The 19,302-nt window shown below is 52.3% G+C and carries 21 protein-coding genes and 1 riboswitch; of the genes, 18 read left to right on the top strand and 3 right to left on the bottom strand.

The window, feature by feature from the left end:
* The first annotated feature begins 5 nt into the window (after positions 1 to 5).
* The 3 genes from AB8809_RS16700 to AB8809_RS16710 are packed head-to-tail and all read left to right on the top strand — an operon-like array spanning position 6 to position 2,149.
* Positions 6 to 746, top strand: a complete 741-nt coding sequence (locus tag AB8809_RS16700) for an amino acid ABC transporter permease (RefSeq protein WP_180778358.1) — start codon at positions 6 to 8, stop codon at positions 744 to 746.
* A 3-nt stretch (positions 747 to 749) separates the two neighbouring features.
* Positions 750 to 1,424, top strand: coding sequence for a glutamate/aspartate ABC transporter permease GltK (gltK, locus tag AB8809_RS16705; protein WP_015839471.1), 675 nt, complete (start codon positions 750 to 752; stop codon positions 1,422 to 1,424).
* Entirely contained in the window at positions 1,424 to 2,149 is a 726-nt protein-coding gene (locus AB8809_RS16710) for an amino acid ABC transporter ATP-binding protein (protein WP_005976306.1), read from the top strand. The genes gltK and AB8809_RS16710 overlap by 1 nt, the downstream gene beginning before the upstream one ends.
* A 49-nt stretch (positions 2,150 to 2,198) precedes the next feature.
* On the opposite strand, the gene AB8809_RS16715 is transcribed toward AB8809_RS16710, so the two are convergent.
* Entirely contained in the window at positions 2,199 to 2,681 is a 483-nt protein-coding gene (locus AB8809_RS16715; RefSeq protein WP_015839470.1) for a zinc ribbon-containing protein, read from the bottom strand.
* 310 nt (positions 2,682 to 2,991) lie between these two features.
* Here AB8809_RS16715 and leuS point away from each other — a divergent pair, with 310 nt between their 5' ends.
* From leuS to lipA, 13 genes are all read left to right on the top strand, one after another.
* Positions 2,992 to 5,574 (top strand): leucine--tRNA ligase, encoded by a 2,583-nt coding sequence (gene leuS, locus AB8809_RS16720; protein ID WP_349855012.1) that lies wholly within the window; start codon positions 2,992 to 2,994, stop codon positions 5,572 to 5,574.
* Positions 5,575 to 5,588: 14 nt separating this feature from the next.
* Entirely contained in the window at positions 5,589 to 6,143 is a 555-nt protein-coding gene (lptE, locus tag AB8809_RS16725) for an LPS assembly lipoprotein LptE (protein WP_015839468.1), read from the top strand.
* The gene (gene holA / locus AB8809_RS16730) at positions 6,140 to 7,165 is read left to right on the top strand and encodes a DNA polymerase III subunit delta (RefSeq protein WP_349855014.1); all 1,026 of its coding nucleotides are present in this window, start codon (positions 6,140 to 6,142) and stop codon (positions 7,163 to 7,165) included. The genes lptE and holA overlap by 4 nt, the downstream gene beginning before the upstream one ends.
* Positions 7,132 to 7,821: a nicotinate-nucleotide adenylyltransferase gene (gene nadD / locus AB8809_RS16735; protein ID WP_349855016.1), complete on the top strand. Its 690-nt coding sequence runs from the start codon at positions 7,132 to 7,134 to the stop codon at positions 7,819 to 7,821. The genes holA and nadD overlap by 34 nt, the downstream gene beginning before the upstream one ends.
* Before the next feature lie 194 nt (positions 7,822 to 8,015).
* Positions 8,016 to 8,333: a ribosome silencing factor gene (gene rsfS / locus AB8809_RS16740; RefSeq protein WP_010284049.1), complete on the top strand. Its 318-nt coding sequence runs from the start codon at positions 8,016 to 8,018 to the stop codon at positions 8,331 to 8,333.
* A 1-nt stretch (position 8,334) separates the two neighbouring features.
* Positions 8,335 to 8,805, top strand: a complete 471-nt coding sequence (gene rlmH / locus AB8809_RS16745) for a 23S rRNA (pseudouridine(1915)-N(3))-methyltransferase RlmH (protein ID WP_015730925.1) — start codon at positions 8,335 to 8,337, stop codon at positions 8,803 to 8,805.
* Positions 8,806 to 8,838: 33 nt separating this feature from the next.
* Positions 8,839 to 10,743 carry a peptidoglycan DD-transpeptidase MrdA gene (mrdA, locus tag AB8809_RS16750; protein ID WP_015839465.1) on the top strand — a complete coding sequence of 635 codons (1,905 nt, stop codon included), beginning with the start codon at positions 8,839 to 8,841 and terminating at the stop codon, positions 10,741 to 10,743.
* A 9-nt stretch (positions 10,744 to 10,752) separates the two neighbouring features.
* Entirely contained in the window at positions 10,753 to 11,865 is a 1,113-nt protein-coding gene (gene mrdB, locus AB8809_RS16755; RefSeq protein ID WP_015839464.1) for a peptidoglycan glycosyltransferase MrdB, read from the top strand.
* A gap of 13 nt (positions 11,866 to 11,878) precedes the next feature.
* Positions 11,879 to 13,006 (top strand): endolytic peptidoglycan transglycosylase RlpA, encoded by a 1,128-nt coding sequence (gene rlpA, locus AB8809_RS16760; protein WP_349855020.1) that lies wholly within the window; start codon positions 11,879 to 11,881, stop codon positions 13,004 to 13,006.
* Between the two features lie 166 nt (positions 13,007 to 13,172).
* Positions 13,173 to 14,384: a D-alanyl-D-alanine carboxypeptidase DacA gene (gene dacA, locus AB8809_RS16765; protein WP_014700744.1), complete on the top strand. Its 1,212-nt coding sequence runs from the start codon at positions 13,173 to 13,175 to the stop codon at positions 14,382 to 14,384.
* Between the two features lie 150 nt (positions 14,385 to 14,534).
* Complete coding sequence (gene ybeD / locus AB8809_RS16770; RefSeq protein ID WP_005976281.1) at positions 14,535 to 14,798, top strand: DUF493 family protein YbeD; 264 nt, start codon at positions 14,535 to 14,537, stop codon at positions 14,796 to 14,798.
* A gap of 157 nt (positions 14,799 to 14,955) precedes the next feature.
* On the top strand, positions 14,956 to 15,639 hold the full coding sequence (gene lipB / locus AB8809_RS16775) for a lipoyl(octanoyl) transferase LipB (protein ID WP_342411420.1): 684 nt from the start codon (positions 14,956 to 14,958) through the stop codon (positions 15,637 to 15,639).
* 227 nt (positions 15,640 to 15,866) lie between these two features.
* Positions 15,867 to 16,832 carry a lipoyl synthase gene (gene lipA / locus AB8809_RS16780; RefSeq protein WP_180778351.1) on the top strand — a complete coding sequence of 322 codons (966 nt, stop codon included), beginning with the start codon at positions 15,867 to 15,869 and terminating at the stop codon, positions 16,830 to 16,832.
* 82 nt (positions 16,833 to 16,914) lie between these two features.
* Here the strand turns inward: lipA and tatA are convergent, their stop codons facing one another.
* Positions 16,915 to 17,112: a Sec-independent protein translocase subunit TatA gene (tatA, locus tag AB8809_RS16785; protein WP_349855023.1), complete on the bottom strand. Its 198-nt coding sequence runs from the start codon at positions 17,110 to 17,112 to the stop codon at positions 16,915 to 16,917.
* 257 nt (positions 17,113 to 17,369) lie between these two features.
* Positions 17,370 to 17,473, top strand: a riboswitch (Fluoride riboswitch).
* A gap of 100 nt (positions 17,474 to 17,573) precedes the next feature.
* On the opposite strand from tatA, the gene crcB reads away from it, so the two are divergent.
* Positions 17,574 to 17,957 carry a fluoride efflux transporter CrcB gene (crcB, locus tag AB8809_RS16790; RefSeq protein ID WP_349855025.1) on the top strand — a complete coding sequence of 128 codons (384 nt, stop codon included), beginning with the start codon at positions 17,574 to 17,576 and terminating at the stop codon, positions 17,955 to 17,957.
* A 64-nt stretch (positions 17,958 to 18,021) separates the two neighbouring features.
* Here crcB and cspE read toward each other — a convergent pair whose 3' ends face one another.
* The gene (cspE, locus tag AB8809_RS16795) at positions 18,022 to 18,231 is read right to left on the bottom strand and encodes a transcription antiterminator/RNA stability regulator CspE (protein ID WP_005976270.1); all 210 of its coding nucleotides are present in this window, start codon (positions 18,229 to 18,231) and stop codon (positions 18,022 to 18,024) included.
* Between the two features lie 218 nt (positions 18,232 to 18,449).
* On the opposite strand from cspE, the gene AB8809_RS16800 reads away from it, so the two are divergent.
* The gene (locus tag AB8809_RS16800; protein WP_349855027.1) at positions 18,450 to 19,157 is read left to right on the top strand and encodes an aspartate/glutamate racemase family protein; all 708 of its coding nucleotides are present in this window, start codon (positions 18,450 to 18,452) and stop codon (positions 19,155 to 19,157) included.
* Positions 19,158 to 19,302 lie beyond the last annotated feature (145 nt).

Consider the following 19,302-nt stretch of genomic DNA (forward strand, 5'->3'; position numbering starts at 1 on the left):
TCGTTATGTCAATAGATTGGAACTGGGGCATATTTCTACAAGCCGCCCCTTTCGGCAACACAACCTACCTCGGGTGGATTTTGTCCGGTCTGCAAGTTACCGTCACATTGTCTATCTGTGCCTGGATTATCGCCTTTCTCGTTGGTTCTTTATTTGGAATCTTGCGTACCGTCCCGAACCGCTTTGTTGCGGGCATTGGTACCTGCTACGTCGAGCTATTTCGCAACGTCCCACTGATTGTCCAGTTCTTTACCTGGTATCTGGTGGTGCCCGAACTGCTTCCTGCCAGCATCGGCATGTGGTTTAAAGCCGAGCTAGACCCGAATATTCAGTTCTTCCTGTCATCGATGATTTGTCTGGGGCTCTTCACCGCAGCGCGCGTTTGTGAGCAGGTGCGTGCGGGGATTCAATCTCTACCGCGCGGGCAGAAAGCTGCCGGATTGGCAATGGGCCTGACGCTGCCACAAACTTACCGCTATGTGTTGCTGCCGAATGCGTACCGCGTCATTGTTCCGCCATTGACGTCAGAGATGCTGAACCTGGTCAAAAACTCGGCCATCGCGTCCACGATTGGTCTGGTTGATATGGCGGCACAGGCAGGGAAACTGCTGGATTATTCCGCCCACGCGTATGAATCCTTTACCGCCATCACGCTGGCGTACGTTGGCATCAATGCCATCATTATGTTGATTATGCAGGTCGTTGAGCGAAAAACCCGTTTGCCGGGCAATATGGGGAGCAAATAAATCATGTATGAATTTGACTGGAGCTCAATTGGGCCAAGCATGCCGTACCTGATTCAGGGGATGGTTGTTACACTCAAGATTACGCTGACGGCGGTGGTATTCGGGATTGTGTGGGGCACGATTCTGGCGGTAATGCGCCTGTCGCCGATCAAGCCCATCAGTTGGTTCGCCAAACTGTATGTGAACTTGTTCCGCTCCGTTCCACTCGTTATGGTGCTGCTGTGGTTCTATCTGGTGGTTCCTAGCTTATTACAAAATGTGCTTGGGCTATCGCCGAAAACCGATATTCGCCTGATTTCAGCTATGGTAGCCTTCTCGCTGTTCGAGGCAGCCTATTATTCTGAAATTATTCGTGCGGGTATCCTCAGCATATCGCGCGGTCAATCCTCCGCGGCACTGGCATTAGGCATGACGCATTGGCAATCCATGAAGCTGGTTATTCTGCCGCAGGCATTCCGCGCCATGGTGCCATTGTTGCTGACGCAAGGGATTGTCCTGTTCCAGGATACCTCACTGGTTTACGTGCTCAGCCTCGCTGATTTCTTCCGTACCGCCTCAACCATCGGCGAGCGTGACGGAACACAAGTTGAAATGATCCTGTTTGCCGGGTTCATTTATTTTATCTTCAGCATTTCAGCCTCAATGCTGGTCAGTTACCTGAAAAAAAGGACGGTTTGATGATTTCCCTGAAAAATGTTTCTAAATGGTACGGCCAATTTCAGGTGCTAGCCGACTGCTCCACAGAAGTAAAAAAAGGTGAAGTCGTAGTCGTCTGTGGGCCTTCTGGCTCCGGCAAATCAACCCTGATTAAAACCGTAAATGGCCTGGAACCGATCCAAAAAGGTGAAATTACCGTCAACGGGACTGCCGTTAACGATAAAAAAACCAATCTGGCCCAGCTACGTTCCAAAGTCGGGATGGTGTTCCAGCACTTTGAACTGTTCCCGCATCTGTCGATTATTGAGAACCTGACGCTCGCGCAGGTAAAAGTGCTAAAACGCAAGCGTGAAGACGCCAAAGCGAAGGCGCAGAAACTGTTGGAGCGCGTTGGTCTGGCTGCACACGCCAACAAGTATCCGGGTCAGCTTTCCGGTGGTCAGCAACAGCGTGTCGCTATCGCCCGTGCGCTGTGTATGGATCCTATCGCGATGTTATTTGATGAACCGACATCTGCACTCGATCCAGAGATGATCAATGAAGTGCTGGACGTCATGGTTGAATTGGCGCAGGAAGGCATGACCATGATGGTCGTCACCCATGAAATGGGCTTTGCCCGTAAGGTGGCGCACCGCGTGATCTTTATGGATGAGGGAAAAATTGTTGAAGACACCCGCAAGGATGATTTCTTCAATAACCCACAGTCCGAGCGCGCGAAAGACTTCCTGGCGAAAATCCTGCATTAATACGCAAACAAAGCGTGCCGCAAGGCACGCTTTGTCTCTTTAGACAGCCCTACGGCTGAAATGGCTGACGATGGAACAGGTCATGCGAGCATTTCGGACAAAGCGGTAAGACTTCTGGCGTATAGAACGCTATATGGTGATGGCAGTTCTCACACACCAGATTGCCTAGTCCCACCACTTCACCGCTGTGATATACCCCGTGATGATTCACATCTTTAAAAATCTCACGCCACTCCAACTGCGTTTTATCCGTAATATCCGCAAGTTCCTGCCACAGGCTTTCCTTAATGACTCGCATAAAAACGCTGTCAGTGAACTCATCCTGACTTTCGCTATAGCTACGGCCAAACTCTTCCAAATCGCGCTGAACAGCCTGAATCACCTGCTCTATTTCTTTCTGCGTCAGCTCCGAGCCTTCCTGCAAGGTTTTGCGGGCGCTCTGCACCAGACTATCAAGATCGCGTTCACCGTTGTTCAGCCGGGCTGTAACTGAAGCCATTAACTCGCGGTAATAGCGGGCTAGTTTATTCATGCTTCCTCCTGAATAAGCGGGTTGAAGGGCGATAAAGCACGACTATTCGCCGTCTGGCACACCAGGTAAAGAACCGATATGTTGCCTATCTCTCTCTATTTTAGATTATTTTTTCCGCACACCTGAGGAAATTGTCACCAATTTGCGCAATTCCTCGCAGTATGCCGCTCACAAATCATAAATATTCCTCAGTCGGGCGCTGGGTGTTGTTGCACGCGCCGCTTACGGCTATGCTATGCGGATCTTTTGTTATGAATCAGAACAGGCTACTCACGTAGCGATTCTTCACTAAACAGGACCCCTGGCAGCCATGCAAGAGCAATACCGCCCAGAAGAGATAGAAGCGGACGTCCAGCTTCACTGGCAAGAGAAGCAGACATTTAAAGTCACCGAACAGCCCGGCAAGGAAAAATACTATTGCCTTTCCATGCTGCCTTACCCTTCTGGCCGACTACATATGGGCCACGTCCGTAACTACACCATTGGCGACGTGATCTCCCGCTATCAGCGCATGCTGGGTAAAAACGTTCTACAACCGATTGGTTGGGATGCTTTTGGTCTGCCGGCCGAAGGCGCTGCAGTCAAGAACAACACCGCGCCAGCGCCCTGGACCTACGCCAACATCGACTACATGAAAAACCAGCTCAAACTGCTGGGCTTTGGCTATGACTGGGATCGCGAAGTTGCGACCTGTAAACCAGACTACTACCGCTGGGAACAGTGGTTCTTCACCAAGCTGTACGAGAAAGGTCTGGTTTATAAAAAAACCTCCGCCGTTAACTGGTGCCCGAACGACCAAACTGTACTGGCGAACGAACAGGTTATCGACGGCTGCTGCTGGCGCTGCGACACCAAAGTTGAACGCAAAGAGATTCCGCAGTGGTTTATCAAAATCACCGCTTATGCAGACCAATTGCTGAACGATCTGGATACGCTGGAAAGCTGGCCTGAGCAGGTCAAAACCATGCAGCGTAACTGGATTGGCCGCTCCGAAGGTGTGGAGATCACCTTTGACGTGGCGGACAGCGCCGAGAAACTGACCGTTTACACCACGCGCCCGGATACGTTCATGGGCGTCACCTACGTGGCCGTTGCCGCAGGTCACCCTCTCGCCGCACAAGCTGCCGCAGCGAACCCGGCGCTGGCCGATTTCATTGCAGAATGCCGTAATACCAAAGTTGCCGAAGCCGATATGGCGACAATGGAGAAAAAAGGCATGGCCACCGGCCTGTATGCGATTCACCCGTTGAACGGCGAGAAAGTCGCTATCTGGGTCGCCAACTTCGTCCTGATGGAATACGGTACAGGTGCTGTGATGGCCGTTCCGGGTCACGACCAGCGCGACTGGGAATTCGCCACCAAATATGACTTGTCCATTAAGCCAGTCATCCTGAACGCCGATGGCAGCGAGCCCGACCTGTCTGCTGAAGCCATGACGGAAAAAGGCAACCTGTTCAATTCCGGTGAATTTGACGGCCTGGATTTCGACGCAGCCTTTAACGCCATTGCCGATAAGCTGGTAGAGAAAGGCATTGGCGAACGTAAAGTCAACTATCGCCTGCGCGACTGGGGTGTATCTCGTCAGCGCTACTGGGGCGCGCCAATTCCAATGGTGACACTGGAAGACGGCACCGTTATCCCGACGCCAGAAGATCAGCTGCCAGTGATCCTGCCGGAAGATGTCGTGATGGACGGCATCACCAGCCCGCTGAAATCTAACCCGGAATGGGCGAAGACCACCGTTAACGGTCAGCCTGCGCTGCGTGAAACCGACACATTCGACACCTTTATGGAATCCTCCTGGTACTACGCGCGCTATACTTGCCCGCAGTACGATCAGGGAATGTTGGATCCGGCTGCCGCCAACTACTGGCTGCCCGTTGACCAATACGTTGGCGGTATCGAACACGCCATCATGCACCTGATGTATTTCCGCTTCTTCCACAAACTGATGCGCGACGCGGGTCTGGTTACCTCTGACGAGCCTGCCAAACGCCTGCTGTGTCAGGGCATGGTGCTGGCCGATGCCTTCTACTATCTGGGCAACAACGGCGAGCGCGTCTGGGTTTCTCCTATCGACGTTAACGTTGAGCGTGATGAGAAAGGACGCATCGTCAAAGCCGTCGATAACGAAGGTCGCGACGTGATCTACGCCGGCATGAGCAAAATGTCGAAGTCGAAGAACAACGGCATCGACCCGCAGGTCATGGTAGAGAAATACGGTGCAGATACCGTTCGTCTGTTCATGATGTTTGCTTCTCCGGCAGAAATGACGCTGGAATGGCAGGAATCTGGCGTAGAAGGCGCGAACCGCTTCCTGAAACGCGTCTGGAGACAAGCCTTTGAGCACACCGAGAAAGGCGCAACAACGGCGTTGGATGTCGCTACACTGACGGAAGATCAGAAATCACTGCGCCGCGACCTGCACAAAACGATCGCGAAAGTGACCGATGATATCGGCCGTCGCCAGACCTTCAACACCGCGATCGCCGCCATCATGGAACTGATGAACAAATTGGCTAAAGCGCCGCAGGACAGCGATCAGGATCGCGCGCTGACGCAGGAAACGCTGTTGGCCGTTGTGCGTATGCTCTATCCGTTCACGCCACATGTCTGCTTCACGCTGTGGCAAGCTCTGCAAGGCGAAGGCGACATCGATACGGCGCCGTGGCCGGTTGCTGATGAGAAAGCAATGGTTGAAGATTCCAAGCTGGTTGTTGTGCAGGTGAACGGTAAAGTACGTGGTAAAATTACCGTTGCCGCTGACGCAAGCGAAGAACAGGTTCGCGAACGCGCTGCTCAGGAACCGCTGGTCGCGAAATATCTGGACGGCGTCACGGTTCGTAAAGTGATTTATGTCCCTGGCAAACTGCTTAACCTGGTTGTGGGTTAAGGCAAGGAGGAACTGTGCGACATCGTCTATTCACGCTGTTGCTGGGGCTAGCGGTGTTAATCACCGCTGGCTGCGGTTTTCACCTGCGCGGTACGACACAAGTGCCTGCGCAGTTACAAACGCTGGTGCTTGACAGCAGTGACCCCTATGGCCCGCTCACGCGTGCGGTACGCGAGCAGCTCCGTCTCAGCGATGTGAAAATCGTTGACGATGCGACACGCCAGGATATCCCGTCTCTGCGGGTACTGGGCTCAAGCGAAACGCGCGATACTGTCTCTATTTTTCAGGATGGTAAAACGGCGGAGTACCAGATGGTGCTGACATTGCAGGCGCAGGTGCTGATGCCGGGTGAAGATATTTATCCGCTCAGCGTGACCGTGTTCCGCACGTTCTTTGATAACCCGCTGGCGGCACTGGCGAAAGATGCCGAACAGGACATCGTTCGTCAGGAAATGCGTGAGCAGGCTGCCCAGCAGTTGGTGCGTAAATTGCTGACCGTCAACGGTAGTCAGGAAGTCAAAAATCGGCAGCAGTCCACCCATTCCACTGCTGCCGCCACGCGTTCATGATTCGGCTTTACCCCGAGCAACTGACCGCGCAGCTCCATGAGGGGCTGCGCGGTTGTTATTTGGTCTTCGGGTCAGACCCGCTCCTGCTACAGGAAAGCCTCGATAGCATCAAACGGGTCGCTCAACAGCACGAGTTCAGCGAACATTTCAGCTTCATTCTGGATCCACATACCGACTGGGATGCGATTTTCAGCACTTGTCAGGCGCTCAGCCTGTTTGCTTCACGCCAATCGCTCTTACTGATCTTGCCGGAAAATGGCCCAAATGCTGCGATGAGCGAAAATCTGGTCAAGCTTTCCGGGCTATTGCATCCCGATATTTTGCTGATTCTGCGCGGTCATAAGCTGACTAAAGCGCAGGAAAACAGCGCCTGGTTCAAAGCACTCGCGCAAGACAGCGTCTATATCAATTGTCTGACGCCAGAACAGGCACAGCTTCCCCGTTGGGTTTCACAGCGCGCCAAATCCATGAAGTTGACGCTGGATGAACAGGCTACGCAGCTCATTTGCTATTGCTATGAAGGCAATCTTCTTGCGCTGTCTCAGGCGCTAGAACGGCTGTCGCTGCTATACCCCGATGGTAAGCTGACCCTGCCGCGTGTGGAAAGCGCAGTCAATGATGCCGCCCACTTCACGCCGTTCCACTGGCTCGATGCGCTGCTGGCAGGCAAAGGCAAACGCGCCTGGCACATTTTGCAGCAGCTACAGCAGGAAGATTGTGAACCGGTCATTTTGCTACGCACGCTACAGCGTGAGTTGCTACAACTGTTGGCGCTGAAGCGGCGTATGTCAGACACGCCGCTGCGTACGTTATTCGATCAGCAAAAGGTGTGGCAAAATCGGCGTGACCTGCTCACTCAGGCATTACAGCGGCTGTCTCTGCAACAGCTACAGCAGGCTGTGCGATTGCTGACGCAGGTGGAAATAACGCTAAAGCAAGACTACGGTCAGCCCGTCTGGTCTGAACTTGAATCGCTTGCCATGCTGCTGTGCGGCAAAGCATTACCGGAGGCATTCATCTGAATCAGTCCCCCGCTACACCATCGCTGACTGCATTTTTTGGCGGCACGTTCGACCCGATTCATTACGGTCATCTCCAGCCGGTGACGGCACTGGCAAATCTCGTGGGGCTGACTCAGGTGGTTCTGATGCCCAATAATGTTCCGCCGCATCGACAGCAACCTGAAGCCAGTTCCCAACAGCGTTTTCATATGGCTGAGCTAGCCGTTGAAGGCAATCCGCTCTTTACCGTGGACGATCGTGAACTGCAACGGCAAACCCCCTCTTACACCATTGAAACATTGGAAGCGTTGAGGACTGAAAAAGGCCGTAATGCGCCGTTGGGTTTTATCATCGGGCAGGATTCGCTGCTGACGCTACACCATTGGCACCGCTGGCAGGATCTACTCGGCGTCTGTCATTTACTGGTGTGCGCACGCCCCGGCTATCGCTCGACGCTGGAAACACCCGAATTACAACAGTGGCTGGACGACCATCTGACACACACGCCAGACGATCTCCACCGCCAAGCGCAAGGGCGGATCTTTTTGGCAGACACGCCGCTGGTCACCATCTCGGCCACGGAAATTCGCCAACGTCGGCAGCAAGGTCTGGACTGCCACGATTTATTACCTCCCGCCGTACTCAGTTATATCGACGAAAACGGCCTGTACCAATAACACCGCTTTTCCTGCCCATCAGCCACGGGCTTTATACCACTCGGTAAAAGTGCGTGATATACTCCGCGGCTGGTTTCAATCACCGGGAAAAGCGGAAATTCTCGGCAATTACTCGGTGATTCACGTTTTTCCTAAACAATTCAGCGCCACGCGCCTCTGTCAGTTGAAGACAGAACGCCATTGAGGGGGAACCTTTGCAAGGCCAAGCACTCCAAGATTTCGTTATTGATAAGGTCGATGACTTAAAAGCTCAGGATATCGTTGCACTCAATGTGCAGGGTAAATCCAGCATTACCGATTACATGGTTATCTGTACGGGAACCTCTACGCGCCACGTCGCTTCTATTGCCGATCACGTCGTGCAATCTTCACGCGCCGCGGGACTGATCCCACTCGGTGTCGAAGGCGAAAGCGCCGCTGACTGGGTTGTTGTCGATTTGGGTGATGTGATGGTTCATGTCATGCAAGAAGAAAGCCGCCAGTTGTACGAATTGGAAAAACTGTGGGGCTAGTATGAAACTGCAACTGGTCGCCGTTGGCACCAAAATGCCCGACTGGGTGCAGACTGGTTTCACCGATTATCTGCGCCGTTTTCCCAAAGACATGCCTTTCGAATTACTCGAAATTCCAGCGGGGAAACGGGGTAAAAATGCGGACATCAAACGCATCCTGGAGCGCGAAGGCGAACAGATGCTGGCTGCGGTGGGTAAAGGCAACCGCATTGTTACGCTCGATATTCCAGGGACTCGCTGGGAGACGCCACAGTTGGCGCAACAGCTGGAGCGTTGGAAACAGGACGGACGCGACGTCAGCCTGCTGATTGGCGGCCCTGAAGGACTTGCGCCAGAGTGCAAAGCCGCAGCGGAACAAAGCTGGTCACTCTCGCCATTAACGCTACCGCACCCGCTCGTCCGTGTACTGGTGGCAGAGAGCCTGTATCGTGCATGGAGCATTACGACTAATCACCCTTACCATCGGGAGTAAGGCGATACGATGAAACCTGTGAAATAACGCTGGATGAAAGTAGAACGTAAACCCTTTCGTGATTATACGGCTGAGTCTGCCCTGTTTGTGCGCCGTGCTTTGGTCGCCTTTCTGGGCATTTTGCTGCTTTCCGGTGTATTAGTCGCTAACCTTTATCATCTGCAGATTGTGCGTGTTGATGACTACCGCACACGTTCTAATGAGAACCGCATTAAGCTGGTTCCTATCGCACCCAGCCGTGGCATCATCTATGACCGTAACGGCACACCGCTGGCGTTAAACCGCACCATCTACCAGTTAGAGCTGGTGCCCGACAAAGTCGACAACCTTAAAGAGACGCTGGAAGCGCTGCGGCCCGTCGTCGATCTGACCGATGACGATCTGGAAAGTTTTGAAAAAGAGCGTAAGCGCTCACGTCGCTTTACCTCTATTCCGGTGAAAACCGGGCTCAATGAGATTCAGGTTGCCCGCTTTGCCGTCAATCAATATCGCTTCCCCGGCGTTGAAATTAAAGGCTACCAGCGCCGCTATTATCCTTATGGTTCTGCGCTGACGCACGTCACGGGCTATGTCTCCAAAATCAACGATAAAGACGTAGAACGGCTGACCAAAGAAGAAAAAATCGCCGATTACGCCGCCACGCATGACATCGGTAAGCTGGGCATCGAGCGTCATTACGAAGATTTACTGCACGGCAAACCCGGCTATGAGGAAGTTGAAGTCAACAACCGCGGCCGCGTAATCCGTCAGCTCCACGAGCAGCCACCGCAGGCCGGACGCGATATTTATCTGACGTTGGACCTGAGTCTGCAAATCTACATCGAAAAATTACTCGAAGGTAGCCGTGCCGCTGTCATCGTCACTGACCCGCGCGATGGCGGTATTCTGGCGATGGTTTCTACACCCAGTTACGACCCCAACCTCTTTGTCGACGGGATTTCCACCAAAAACTATAACAAACTACAAAACGATCCTAATCGCCCGTTAATCAATCGCACAACGCAAGGGGTATACCCGCCCGCCTCCACCGTGAAACCCTATATCGCGGTTTCCGCTCTGACTACGGGTGTGATTACGACTAACACCAGCCTGTTTGATCCCGGCTGGTGGCAATTACCTGGTTCAGAAAAACGCTTTCGCGACTGGAAAAAATGGGGACATGGTCGCCTGAATCTCACCAAATCGCTGGAAGAGTCTGCGGACACCTTCTTCTATCAGGTCGCTTATGACATGGGTATTGATCGTCTGTCCGAATGGATGACCAAATTTGGTTACGGCGAGAAAACCGGTATCGATATTTCAGAAGAAAGCAAAGGCAATATGCCAACGCGCGAGTGGAAATTAGGACGATTCAAAAAACCCTGGTATCAGGGCGACACCATTCCCGTCGGGATCGGACAGGGCTACTGGACGGCAACGCCCATTCAGATGAATAAGGCGTTGGTTACACTGATCAATGACGGGCAGGTCAAAACGCCACATCTGCTGTATAGCTCGCGAGAAAATGGGGCGATTGTGCCTTACCGACAGGCCGAGAATCAGCAAATCGGCGATATCCACTCTGGCTATTGGGAAGTGGCAAAAGATGGTATGTATGGCGTGGCGAATCGACCTAACGGCACCGCGCACAAAAGCTTCGAGGATGCACCCTATAAGATTGCGGCAAAATCCGGTACGGCGCAGGTCTTCGGCCTGAAAGAAAACGAAACCTATAATGCGCACAAGATCGCAGAACATTTGCGTGACCATAAATTAATGGTTGCCTTTGCCCCGTACAAAAATCCTAAAGTAGCGGTATCGGTCATTCTGGAAAACGGTGGGGCTGGCCCGACCGTTGGCACCATCACTCGCCAGATCCTTGATCATATCCTGCTGGGTGATAACAATACTGATTTACCCAGTGCGCCCCCTGCGCCACCGGGTAGCGAGAGTGAGTAACAGACAGTCATGACCGATAGCCAACAAAAGGGATCGTTCTGGGCGAAAATCCACATCGACCTCCCGTTTCTTCTCTGCATCCTGGCACTGCTGGGCTATAGCCTATTTGTCTTATGGAGCGCCAGCGGGCAAGACGTCGGTATGATGGAACGAAAAGTCGTTCAAATCGTACTGGGGTTTACGGTGATGATCGTGATGGCGCAAATCCCTCCCCGCGTGTATGAGGGCTGGGCTCCCTACCTCTACGTATTCTGCGTAATTTTGCTGCTCATCGTGGATATTTTCGGACAGATTAGTAAAGGCGCGCAGCGCTGGCTGGATCTGGGCTTTATCCGTTTCCAACCGTCGGAAATTGCCAAGATCGCCGTACCGCTAATGGTCGCGCGTTTTATCAACCGTGATATGTGCCCGCCATCGCTAAAAAATACGGCAATCGCACTGGTACTGATTTTTGTCCCTACGCTGCTGGTTGCCGCCCAGCCGGATTTAGGCACCTCGATTCTGGTCGCGCTCTCAGGGCTGTTTGTGCTTTTCCTCGCGGGCATGAGCTGGCGCTTGATTGGTATCGCCGTCCTGCTACTCGCCGCTTTTATTCCTATACTCTGGTTTTTCCTGATGCATGATTATCAGCGCGCCAGGGTCATGATGCTGCTCGATCCAGAAAGCGACCCGCTTGGCGCCGGATACCATATTATTCAGTCGAAAATTGCGATAGGCTCTGGTGGCCTGTCTGGAAAAGGTTGGCTGCACGGCACACAGTCTCAATTAGAGTTTCTGCCAGAACGCCACACCGACTTTATCTTTGCCGTACTGTCAGAAGAGCTCGGCTTAATCGGCGTCTTGATTCTGCTCGCCATGTATCTGTTCATGATCATGCGCGGTCTGGTCATTGCTGCTAATGCGCAAACCTCGTTCGGTCGAGTGATGGTCGGCGGGCTGATGCTGATTCTGTTTTTCTATGTTTTCGTCAATATCGGGATGGTCAGCGGTATACTTCCCGTCGTTGGCGTGCCGCTGCCGCTAATCAGCTATGGCGGCTCGGCGCTGGTCGTCTTAATGGCGGGGTTCGGTATCGTCATGTCGATACATACTCACCGCAAACTGCTATCCAAAAATTTATAACATGAGGTGAGCAATGCGTAAGGATTGGCTTTGTATCGGCGTAGCAACTCTGGCGCTTGCTGCCTGTACCACCACGGAACAGCGGCAGCCTGCTCCACCAGTAACTCAGGTTTATAGCGGCCCCGTCGAGGAAATCGGCGGTGCGGAACCGCGTTACGAACCCTACAATCAGGGGACGCTGCAGGACTACAGCATCAAAGGCAAGAGCTATAAAATTGTCAAAGATCCACAAAACTTTAGTGAGACTGGCTTAGCCGCCTGGTACGGCGAAGAAGCCAGCGGTAATCGCACGTCAATCGGCGAAACGTTTGATCCTAACGCGATCACCGCCGCCCATCCAACGCTGCCACTGCCAAGCTATGTCCGCGTCACCAACCTGAGTAACGGTCGCCGTCTGGTTGTGCGCGTGAATGACCGCGGGCCGTATACGCCGGGCAGAATTATCGATCTGTCGAAGGCTGCAGGCGATCGGCTGAATATCTCAAACAATACCAAAGTAAAAGTGGACTTCATCAACGTCGCGCCAGATGGCACGCTCTCCGGTCCTGGAACCGTGGGCACCACCGTCGCCAAGCAAAGTTTCGCTTTGCCAGAACGCCCGAGCTTCGGTGCCAGCGGGCTGGGGACGCCAATGATGGAAAGCACATCACCAACGCCCAACAGCGCCGTTCGCCCAATCAGCAATAGCAGCCTGAGTGCCCCTACAGAAAGCACGCAACCGCAGAGCAGCGCACCATCGCACAGCGGTGGTTTTCTGGGAGCCCCTTCTGCCCTGCGCGCTGGCGTAGTTGAGTCCAACGTGGCGCCAACGGCAACATCGTCCCCATCTGCCGCACCACTGAACGTCGCACCAGCCGCGTCAGCTGCAGCGGTTGCCGCTCCCTCGGCGGTATCCTCCTCCGCCACGGGTCGCTATGTGGTACAGGTCGGGGCGCTGAGCGATCAGCAACGCGCGCAAACCTGGCAGCGCAGCCTGAGCGAACGCTTCCGCGTAGCCGGTAAAGTCACGGCGAGCGGTGGACTGTACCGTATCCAGCTAGGGCCATTCCAGAATCGTCAGCAAGCCGCTGAACTTCAACAACGTTTGTCAGTCGAAGCTCAGCAGCAGTCGTTTATTACCGCCGCACCCGGCACCCTCTAGTCACGGATAATCGGCAGGCTTACCATGCGAAAGCGGCGGCTATGACATTGAACATACCGCCCTTTTGCAAAATCACGTAACGTAATGCCTGATGCCTGCCTATTCCCCATCTGCTATAGTGTGGCTCGTTTTTTAACTCATACCCACGGATGTTGTTGTTCCAATCATGAATACTGTAAACACGTCTCGTTTTACTAAGCGTACTGCGCTTGGCGCACTGCTCGTCATTAGCGCCTCTTCCTTTGCCTATGCCGAAGATATCAATCTTAAAACGATGATCCCCGGCGTTCCGCAAATCGATGCTGAATCCTACATCCTGATTGATTACAACTCTGGAAAAGTGTTGGCGGAAATGAACGCTGACACGCGCCGCGATCCGGCCAGCTTAACGAAAATGATGACCAGCTACGTGATTGGTCAGGCGATTAAATCAGGAAAAATCAGCCCTAACGACATCGTTACCGTCGGTAAAGATGCCTGGGCAACCGGTAACCCAACCTTCCAGGGCTCTTCCCTGATGTTCCTGAAGCCGGGCGACCGTGTTCCCGTCTCCCAATTAAACCGCGGCATTATCCTGCAATCCGGTAACGATGCCTGTGTCGCGATGGCCGACTACGTTGCGGGAAGTCAGGACGCCTTCGTTAACCTGATGAACGGTTACGTGAAAGCACTGGGGCTGCAGAATACCAATTTTGAAACCGTACACGGTCTGGACGCCCCCGGCCAGTTCAGCTCGGCGCGTGATATGGCCCTGATCGGTCAGGCGCTGATTCGCGATGTTCCAGAAGAGTATGCAACCTACAAAGAGAAAGAGTTCACATTCAACAACATCCGCCAGCCTAACCGTAACGGTTTACTGTGGGATTCCAGCCTGAATGTTGACGGCATCAAAACAGGCCACACGTCATCAGCCGGCTTTAATTTGGTCGCTTCAGCCACAGAAGGTCAGATGCGCCTGATTTCTGCCGTACTGGGTGGACGTAATGCCAAAGGACGCGAATCAGAAAGTAAAAAACTGCTGACCTGGGGCTTCCGCTTCTTTGAAACCGTCGCACCGTTGAAAGCAGGCAAAGAGTTCGCTTCCGAGCCCGTCTGGTTTGGCGACAGCGACCGCGTTGCGCTGGGTGTTGAGAAAGATGCCTACCTGACCATTCCACGTGGCCGTATGAAAGATCTGAAAGCCAGCTATGTTCTGGACAACACGGAATTGCATGCGCCGTTAGCCAAAAACCAGGTTGTGGGTTCTATCAACTTCCAGCTAGATGGCAAAACCATCGATCAGCGCCCGCTGGTCGTGATGAACGAAGTGAAAGAAGGCGGGATCTTTGGCCGCATGATCGACTACATCAAATTGATGTTCCATCACTGGTTCGGTTAAGCCCCCCTTGTGTGGGGCGAAAACGCCCCCATATAGATAGCATCCATAACTCCCGCAGACGCGGGAGTTATATTTTTTTAGTATGATGTACATATGTCAGTGCTAATACCGTTGGAATAATACCGACGTATTACCCTCTCTGGAGCGCAAATGAAAACCAAATTAAACGAACTGCTTGAATTCCCCTGCGTTTTTACCTACAAAGTCATGGGTGAGGCAAAACCAGAGCTGGTCGATCTGGTCGTTGAAGTGGTACAACGTCATGCGCCAGGCGACTACACGCCGCAGATCAAACCCAGCAGCAAGGGGAATTACCACTCCGTTTCCATCACCATCACTGCAACACATATTGAGCAGGTAGAAACGCTGTACGAAGAACTGGGCAACATCGATATCGTGCGCATGGTTCTGTAAAGACGATTCTGTGAAGATAGTGTTGTAATAAAAACGGGCGGGAAAATTAGCGAGCACGGCATGTTTCTGCGATGCATGGTTTTATAATGCATAGTGATAGTGCTGTTCGCTGAAGTCTCCCGCCGTTATAATCCTCCCACCTTTCCTTAACCTGAAGATGACACACTTGCTACAGGATAAGATCATCGTACGCCAATTTGACGTACAGCCGTATGAACCCGTCTCTCTGGCGATGCATAATTTCACCGACCGACGCGATGATAAAACTCCAGATGAAATCTGGCTGGTGCAGCATCCCCGCGTATTCACACAAGGTCAGGCGGGAAAAGCCGAACATGTCCTCATGCCCGGCGACATCCCGGTCATTCAGAGCGACAGAGGCGGTCAGGTGACCTACCACGGCCCCGGCCAGCAGGTCATGTACGTGTTGATTGACCTGAAGCGCCGTAAGCTTGGCGTTCGTCAGCTCGTCACCGCCATTGAAAATACCGTGATTGGCACACTGGCGCACTTCCATATTGACGCCCATGCTCGTCCTGATGCGCCCGGTGTTTATGTGGGTGAACGTAAAATTTGCTCGCTGGGACTGCGTATTCGCAAAGGCTGCTCTTTCCACGGGTTGGCGCTCAATATTGCTATGGATCTCTCCCCTTTCTTGCGTATCAACCCGTGTGGTTATGCCGGTATGGAGATGACGCAAATCAGCGATCTGGTGCCGGGCATCACGTTAGATGACACCGCTCCCGTGCTGGTGAACACCTTTTTGCAGTTAGTTGGCTATTCCGCGCCCGAGTTTATTCTGTGGAATCTGGACGTTCAGGGTGAGCCGCTTTCTGGTTGACGTGTTTCATCCTGTCAATAAAAATCAGCGAGTTAGGCGATCGTTTTTTGATAAATTACATTTTATTCACATAATTTCTTCATTTTGATCGCGCAAAGGCTGATTGTGGTTAGGCAAGATGATATAATTTTTATAGTTTTTTAAAAAAAAGTTTAACCAAAAACATAATCCTTTGAATTTGAATAGCAAATTTAAAGAAACGATTCAGAACTGGAACTTACGCAAACATGAGTAAACCGATTCAGATCGAACGCGGCGTCAAATACCGCGATGCCGATAAGATGGCGCTAATCCCGGTACGTACCGTCGTCACCGAACGCCAAGAGATTCTGCGCAAACCTGAATGGATGAAGATTAAACTTCCGGCGGATTCGAGCCGTATTCAGGGAATCAAAGCGGCCATGCGCAAAAACGGGCTGCACTCAGTTTGCGAAGAAGCGTCCTGTCCGAATCTGGCGGAGTGTTTCAACCACGGCACCGCCACCTTCATGATTCTGGGCGCCATTTGTACGCGTCGCTGCCCATTCTGTGACGTTGCCCACGGCCGCCCGCTTACGCCGGATGCCAACGAGCCAGAGAAACTGGCACAGACCATCCATGACATGGGCCTGCGCTATGTCGTTATCACCTCGGTTGACCGTGATGACCTGCGTGACGGTGGCGCACAGCACTTTGCAGACTGCATTAGCGCGATTCGCCGCAAAAACCCGAATATCCGCATCGAAACGCTGGTGCCAGACTTCCGTGGCCGTATGGATCGCGCGTTAGAAATTCTGACCGCCACACCACCGGATGTGTTCAACCACAACCTGGAAAACGTACCGCGTGTTTATCGTCAGGTTCGCCCTGGCGCAAACTATGAGTGGTCACTGAAGCTGCTGGAAAACTTCAAAAACGCGCACCCAGATATCCCGACCAAATCTGGCCTGATGGTTGGATTGGGGGAAACCAATGCTGAAATCGTGGACGTGATGCGAGACCTGCGCCGCCACGGCGTGACGATGCTGACGCTGGGACAATATTTACAGCCGAGCCGCCATCACCTGCCGGTACAGCGCTACGTCAGCCCAGATGAATTTGACGAGATGAAAGCCGAAGCGATGGCGATGGGCTTCACCCACGCGGCATGTGGCCCATTTGTACGCTCGTCTTACCATGCCGACCTGCAAGCCAAAGGCATCGAAGTAAAATAAGCGCTCATAGTTTTTTACACATTTTTTGTGTGGAATAAAAAACGGACGGCAATCGCCGTCCGTTTTGCTGTGTGAGGCGTGCTCAGGATTCTTTGCGCGACGAATCATTCAGCGCTGCGGTATCATCCGTCTTTGCCGTCTGATCGTCATTCATCGCCTTCTTGAAACCTTTAATCGCCGCGCCTAAATCACCGCCTAAGCTACGAAGTTTATTCGTACCGAACAGCAGAATGATTAATGCGCCAATCACCAACAGCTTGGCAATACTAATACCTTCCATACAGACCTACCTGATTTACAGATGCTGGAGACGCCAGCGAGCGAGAACACGTACTTTCGAACAAGGATTGTCGAACAATCGTTGTCGAAAAATTCTTTTATCCTATGTCCTCTATGTAAAACCTTACGCTGCACGACACAATCACCATCTGTAACAAAGTAAGACGCAATACGAACGTTTTCGCACGCATTCAGATTGCTTTACAACTTTCCCTCTCAGCCTCACTACAAAAAAACCGTCTAGAGGCGTAAACTTCCATACTACGCGGAGATGACATTCCTCCCTACCCTGGTGCAGCCAAAACGCTGACCGCCGCAAGACAGGGTACAACCGCCACTCGGCTAATGATGTCTACGTCCACCTCGCAGAGAGGGCGTAGCGTCCTGCCCAATACTCTCCGAGATCGTGAAAAACAAGCGATGTAAAAAGCATCCAAACAAAACAGGCCAGGAAAGGTTTCTATGTTTAGTACATTACTCGCGGTATTTATTGGCGGCGGAGTGGGTAGCGTCGCGCGCTGGCAGCTCGGCGTGAAGTTTAATAATCTGTATCCAACGCTGCCGTTGGGCACCCTACTTGCCAACCTAATCGGTGCCTTTGTTATTGGCGGCGCACTCGCTTTCTTCCTGCGCCATCCTCATCTCGATCAGGACTGGAAGATATTGATTACCACCGGGCTATGCGGCGGCTTAACAACGTTTTCAACCTTTTCCGCAGAGGTCATCATGTTCCTGCAAAGCGGGCAGTTGGCAGCAGCGGGGTTACATGTGCTGTTGAATCTGGCAGGTTCGTTACTGATGGCCGCACTGGCGTTTGCCCTGGTCACGTGGGTAACAACACACTGATATGATGTGGAAAATGAAGCAAAAAAAACCCGCCATTGGCGGGTTTTTCACGAAATCGGTATAATTAAATAGCGTTAACGTTAGCAGCAGAAGGACCTTTGGCACCGTCAGTGATTTCGAACTCTACACGCTGACCTTCAGCCAGAGTTTTGAAACCATTGCTCTGGATGGCAGAGAAGTGTACGAACACGTCTTTGCTACCATCTTCAGGAGTAATGAAACCGAAGCCTTTGGACTCATTAAACCACTTAACACTACCTTTAATCTTAGACATCAAACTTACCTTTACATGAATGAAAGACACAAAATCTGTGTCAGGTACAGTACAACAATAGATTGGCCTTTTGTCCAGTTGAAGTTGGATAAAAAGTGATAAAAATCGCTAAAAAGATATACCGGACGACCTCGCTGCCCTATTTTAACTCGATGCAGAACGCAGAGCGCTCGGTTCGGGCTGATTCATCACTTTTTATGATATCGAAGGAAGGTAGTATGGTAAGCAAAACGCTGGGTCTGATCGGGGGAATGAGTTGGGAATCCACCATCCCGTATTACCGAATCATCAACGAGTATGTGAAAAGCCAACTTGGTGGCCTGCACTCCGCCAAAATAATCCTGCACAGCGTCGATTTCCACGAGATAGAACGATTGCAGGCACAAGGTGATTGGGAGCAGTCAGCCGCCGTACTCGGCAATATCGCGGTGGGATTACGTCAGGCAGGCGCGGATGCTATCGTCATCTGTACCAACACCATGCATAAAGTGGCCGATGACGTTGAACGCGCCTGCCAGCTTCCTCTTTTACATATTGCCGATGCCACCGGCGCCAGCCTGAAACAACACGGGCTGAAGAAAGTCGGCCTGCTTGGAACCCGCTATACCATGGAGCAAGACTTTTATCGCCAGCGCATTCAGGAACGATTTGGCGTGGAGGTAGTGGTTCCCGGCCATGAGGGGAAAGAGATCGTTAACCGCATCATTTACGACGAACTTTGTCTGGGGAACATTAACGACGTCTCACGGCAGGCCTATCGGGACATTATCCAGCAGCTTGAACAGCAAGGCGCAGAAGGCATCATCTTGGGTTGTACAGAAATTCCGTTACTGATCGGTGACCAGGATGCGACAGTTCCTCTTTTTGACACCAGCAAGCTTCACGCAATTGCCGCAGCAAAATTTGCGCTTAACCAATCATCATGATGAATTAATTGAATAAAAGGGAAATCACCCGCGAACTTAATAATACCCTCTTTTATTCACTCAGGTTTCCCCTTTTTGCATAGAAAAAAAGCAGTATTGAGAGACTCAATACTGCTTATTCGTATGATTTTATTCCTGGTATGCA

It is taken from the genome of Pectobacterium aroidearum, from assembly GCF_041228105.1.
GTDB lineage: Bacteria > Pseudomonadota > Gammaproteobacteria > Enterobacterales > Enterobacteriaceae > Pectobacterium > Pectobacterium aroidearum.

What these genes read in the sequence shown, in the direction of transcription:
- holA (WP_349855014.1), top strand. Translation starts at nt 6,140, where the DNA reads ATGATTCGGCTTTACCCCGAGCAACTGACCGCGCAGCTCCATGAGGGG.
- AB8809_RS16700 (WP_180778358.1), top strand. Translation starts at nt 6, where the DNA reads ATGTCAATAGATTGGAACTGGGGCATATTTCTACAAGCCGCCCCTTTC.
- tatA (WP_349855023.1), bottom strand. Translation starts at nt 17,112, where the DNA reads ATGGAAGGTATTAGTATTGCCAAGCTGTTGGTGATTGGCGCATTAATC.
- mrdA (WP_015839465.1), top strand. Translation starts at nt 8,839, where the DNA reads ATGAAAGTAGAACGTAAACCCTTTCGTGATTATACGGCTGAGTCTGCC.
- lipA (WP_180778351.1), top strand. Translation starts at nt 15,867, where the DNA reads ATGAGTAAACCGATTCAGATCGAACGCGGCGTCAAATACCGCGATGCC.
- lipB (WP_342411420.1), top strand. Translation starts at nt 14,956, where the DNA reads ATGACACACTTGCTACAGGATAAGATCATCGTACGCCAATTTGACGTA.
- AB8809_RS16800 (WP_349855027.1), top strand. Translation starts at nt 18,450, where the DNA reads ATGGTAAGCAAAACGCTGGGTCTGATCGGGGGAATGAGTTGGGAATCC.
- AB8809_RS16715 (WP_015839470.1), bottom strand. Translation starts at nt 2,681, where the DNA reads ATGAATAAACTAGCCCGCTATTACCGCGAGTTAATGGCTTCAGTTACA.
- rlmH (WP_015730925.1), top strand. Translation starts at nt 8,335, where the DNA reads ATGAAACTGCAACTGGTCGCCGTTGGCACCAAAATGCCCGACTGGGTG.
- crcB (WP_349855025.1), top strand. Translation starts at nt 17,574, where the DNA reads ATGTTTAGTACATTACTCGCGGTATTTATTGGCGGCGGAGTGGGTAGC.
- gltK (WP_015839471.1), top strand. Translation starts at nt 750, where the DNA reads ATGTATGAATTTGACTGGAGCTCAATTGGGCCAAGCATGCCGTACCTG.
- leuS (WP_349855012.1), top strand. Translation starts at nt 2,992, where the DNA reads ATGCAAGAGCAATACCGCCCAGAAGAGATAGAAGCGGACGTCCAGCTT.
- ybeD (WP_005976281.1), top strand. Translation starts at nt 14,535, where the DNA reads ATGAAAACCAAATTAAACGAACTGCTTGAATTCCCCTGCGTTTTTACC.
- rlpA (WP_349855020.1), top strand. Translation starts at nt 11,879, where the DNA reads ATGCGTAAGGATTGGCTTTGTATCGGCGTAGCAACTCTGGCGCTTGCT.
- dacA (WP_014700744.1), top strand. Translation starts at nt 13,173, where the DNA reads ATGAATACTGTAAACACGTCTCGTTTTACTAAGCGTACTGCGCTTGGC.
- cspE (WP_005976270.1), bottom strand. Translation starts at nt 18,231, where the DNA reads ATGTCTAAGATTAAAGGTAGTGTTAAGTGGTTTAATGAGTCCAAAGGC.
- AB8809_RS16710 (WP_005976306.1), top strand. Translation starts at nt 1,424, where the DNA reads ATGATTTCCCTGAAAAATGTTTCTAAATGGTACGGCCAATTTCAGGTG.
- mrdB (WP_015839464.1), top strand. Translation starts at nt 10,753, where the DNA reads ATGACCGATAGCCAACAAAAGGGATCGTTCTGGGCGAAAATCCACATC.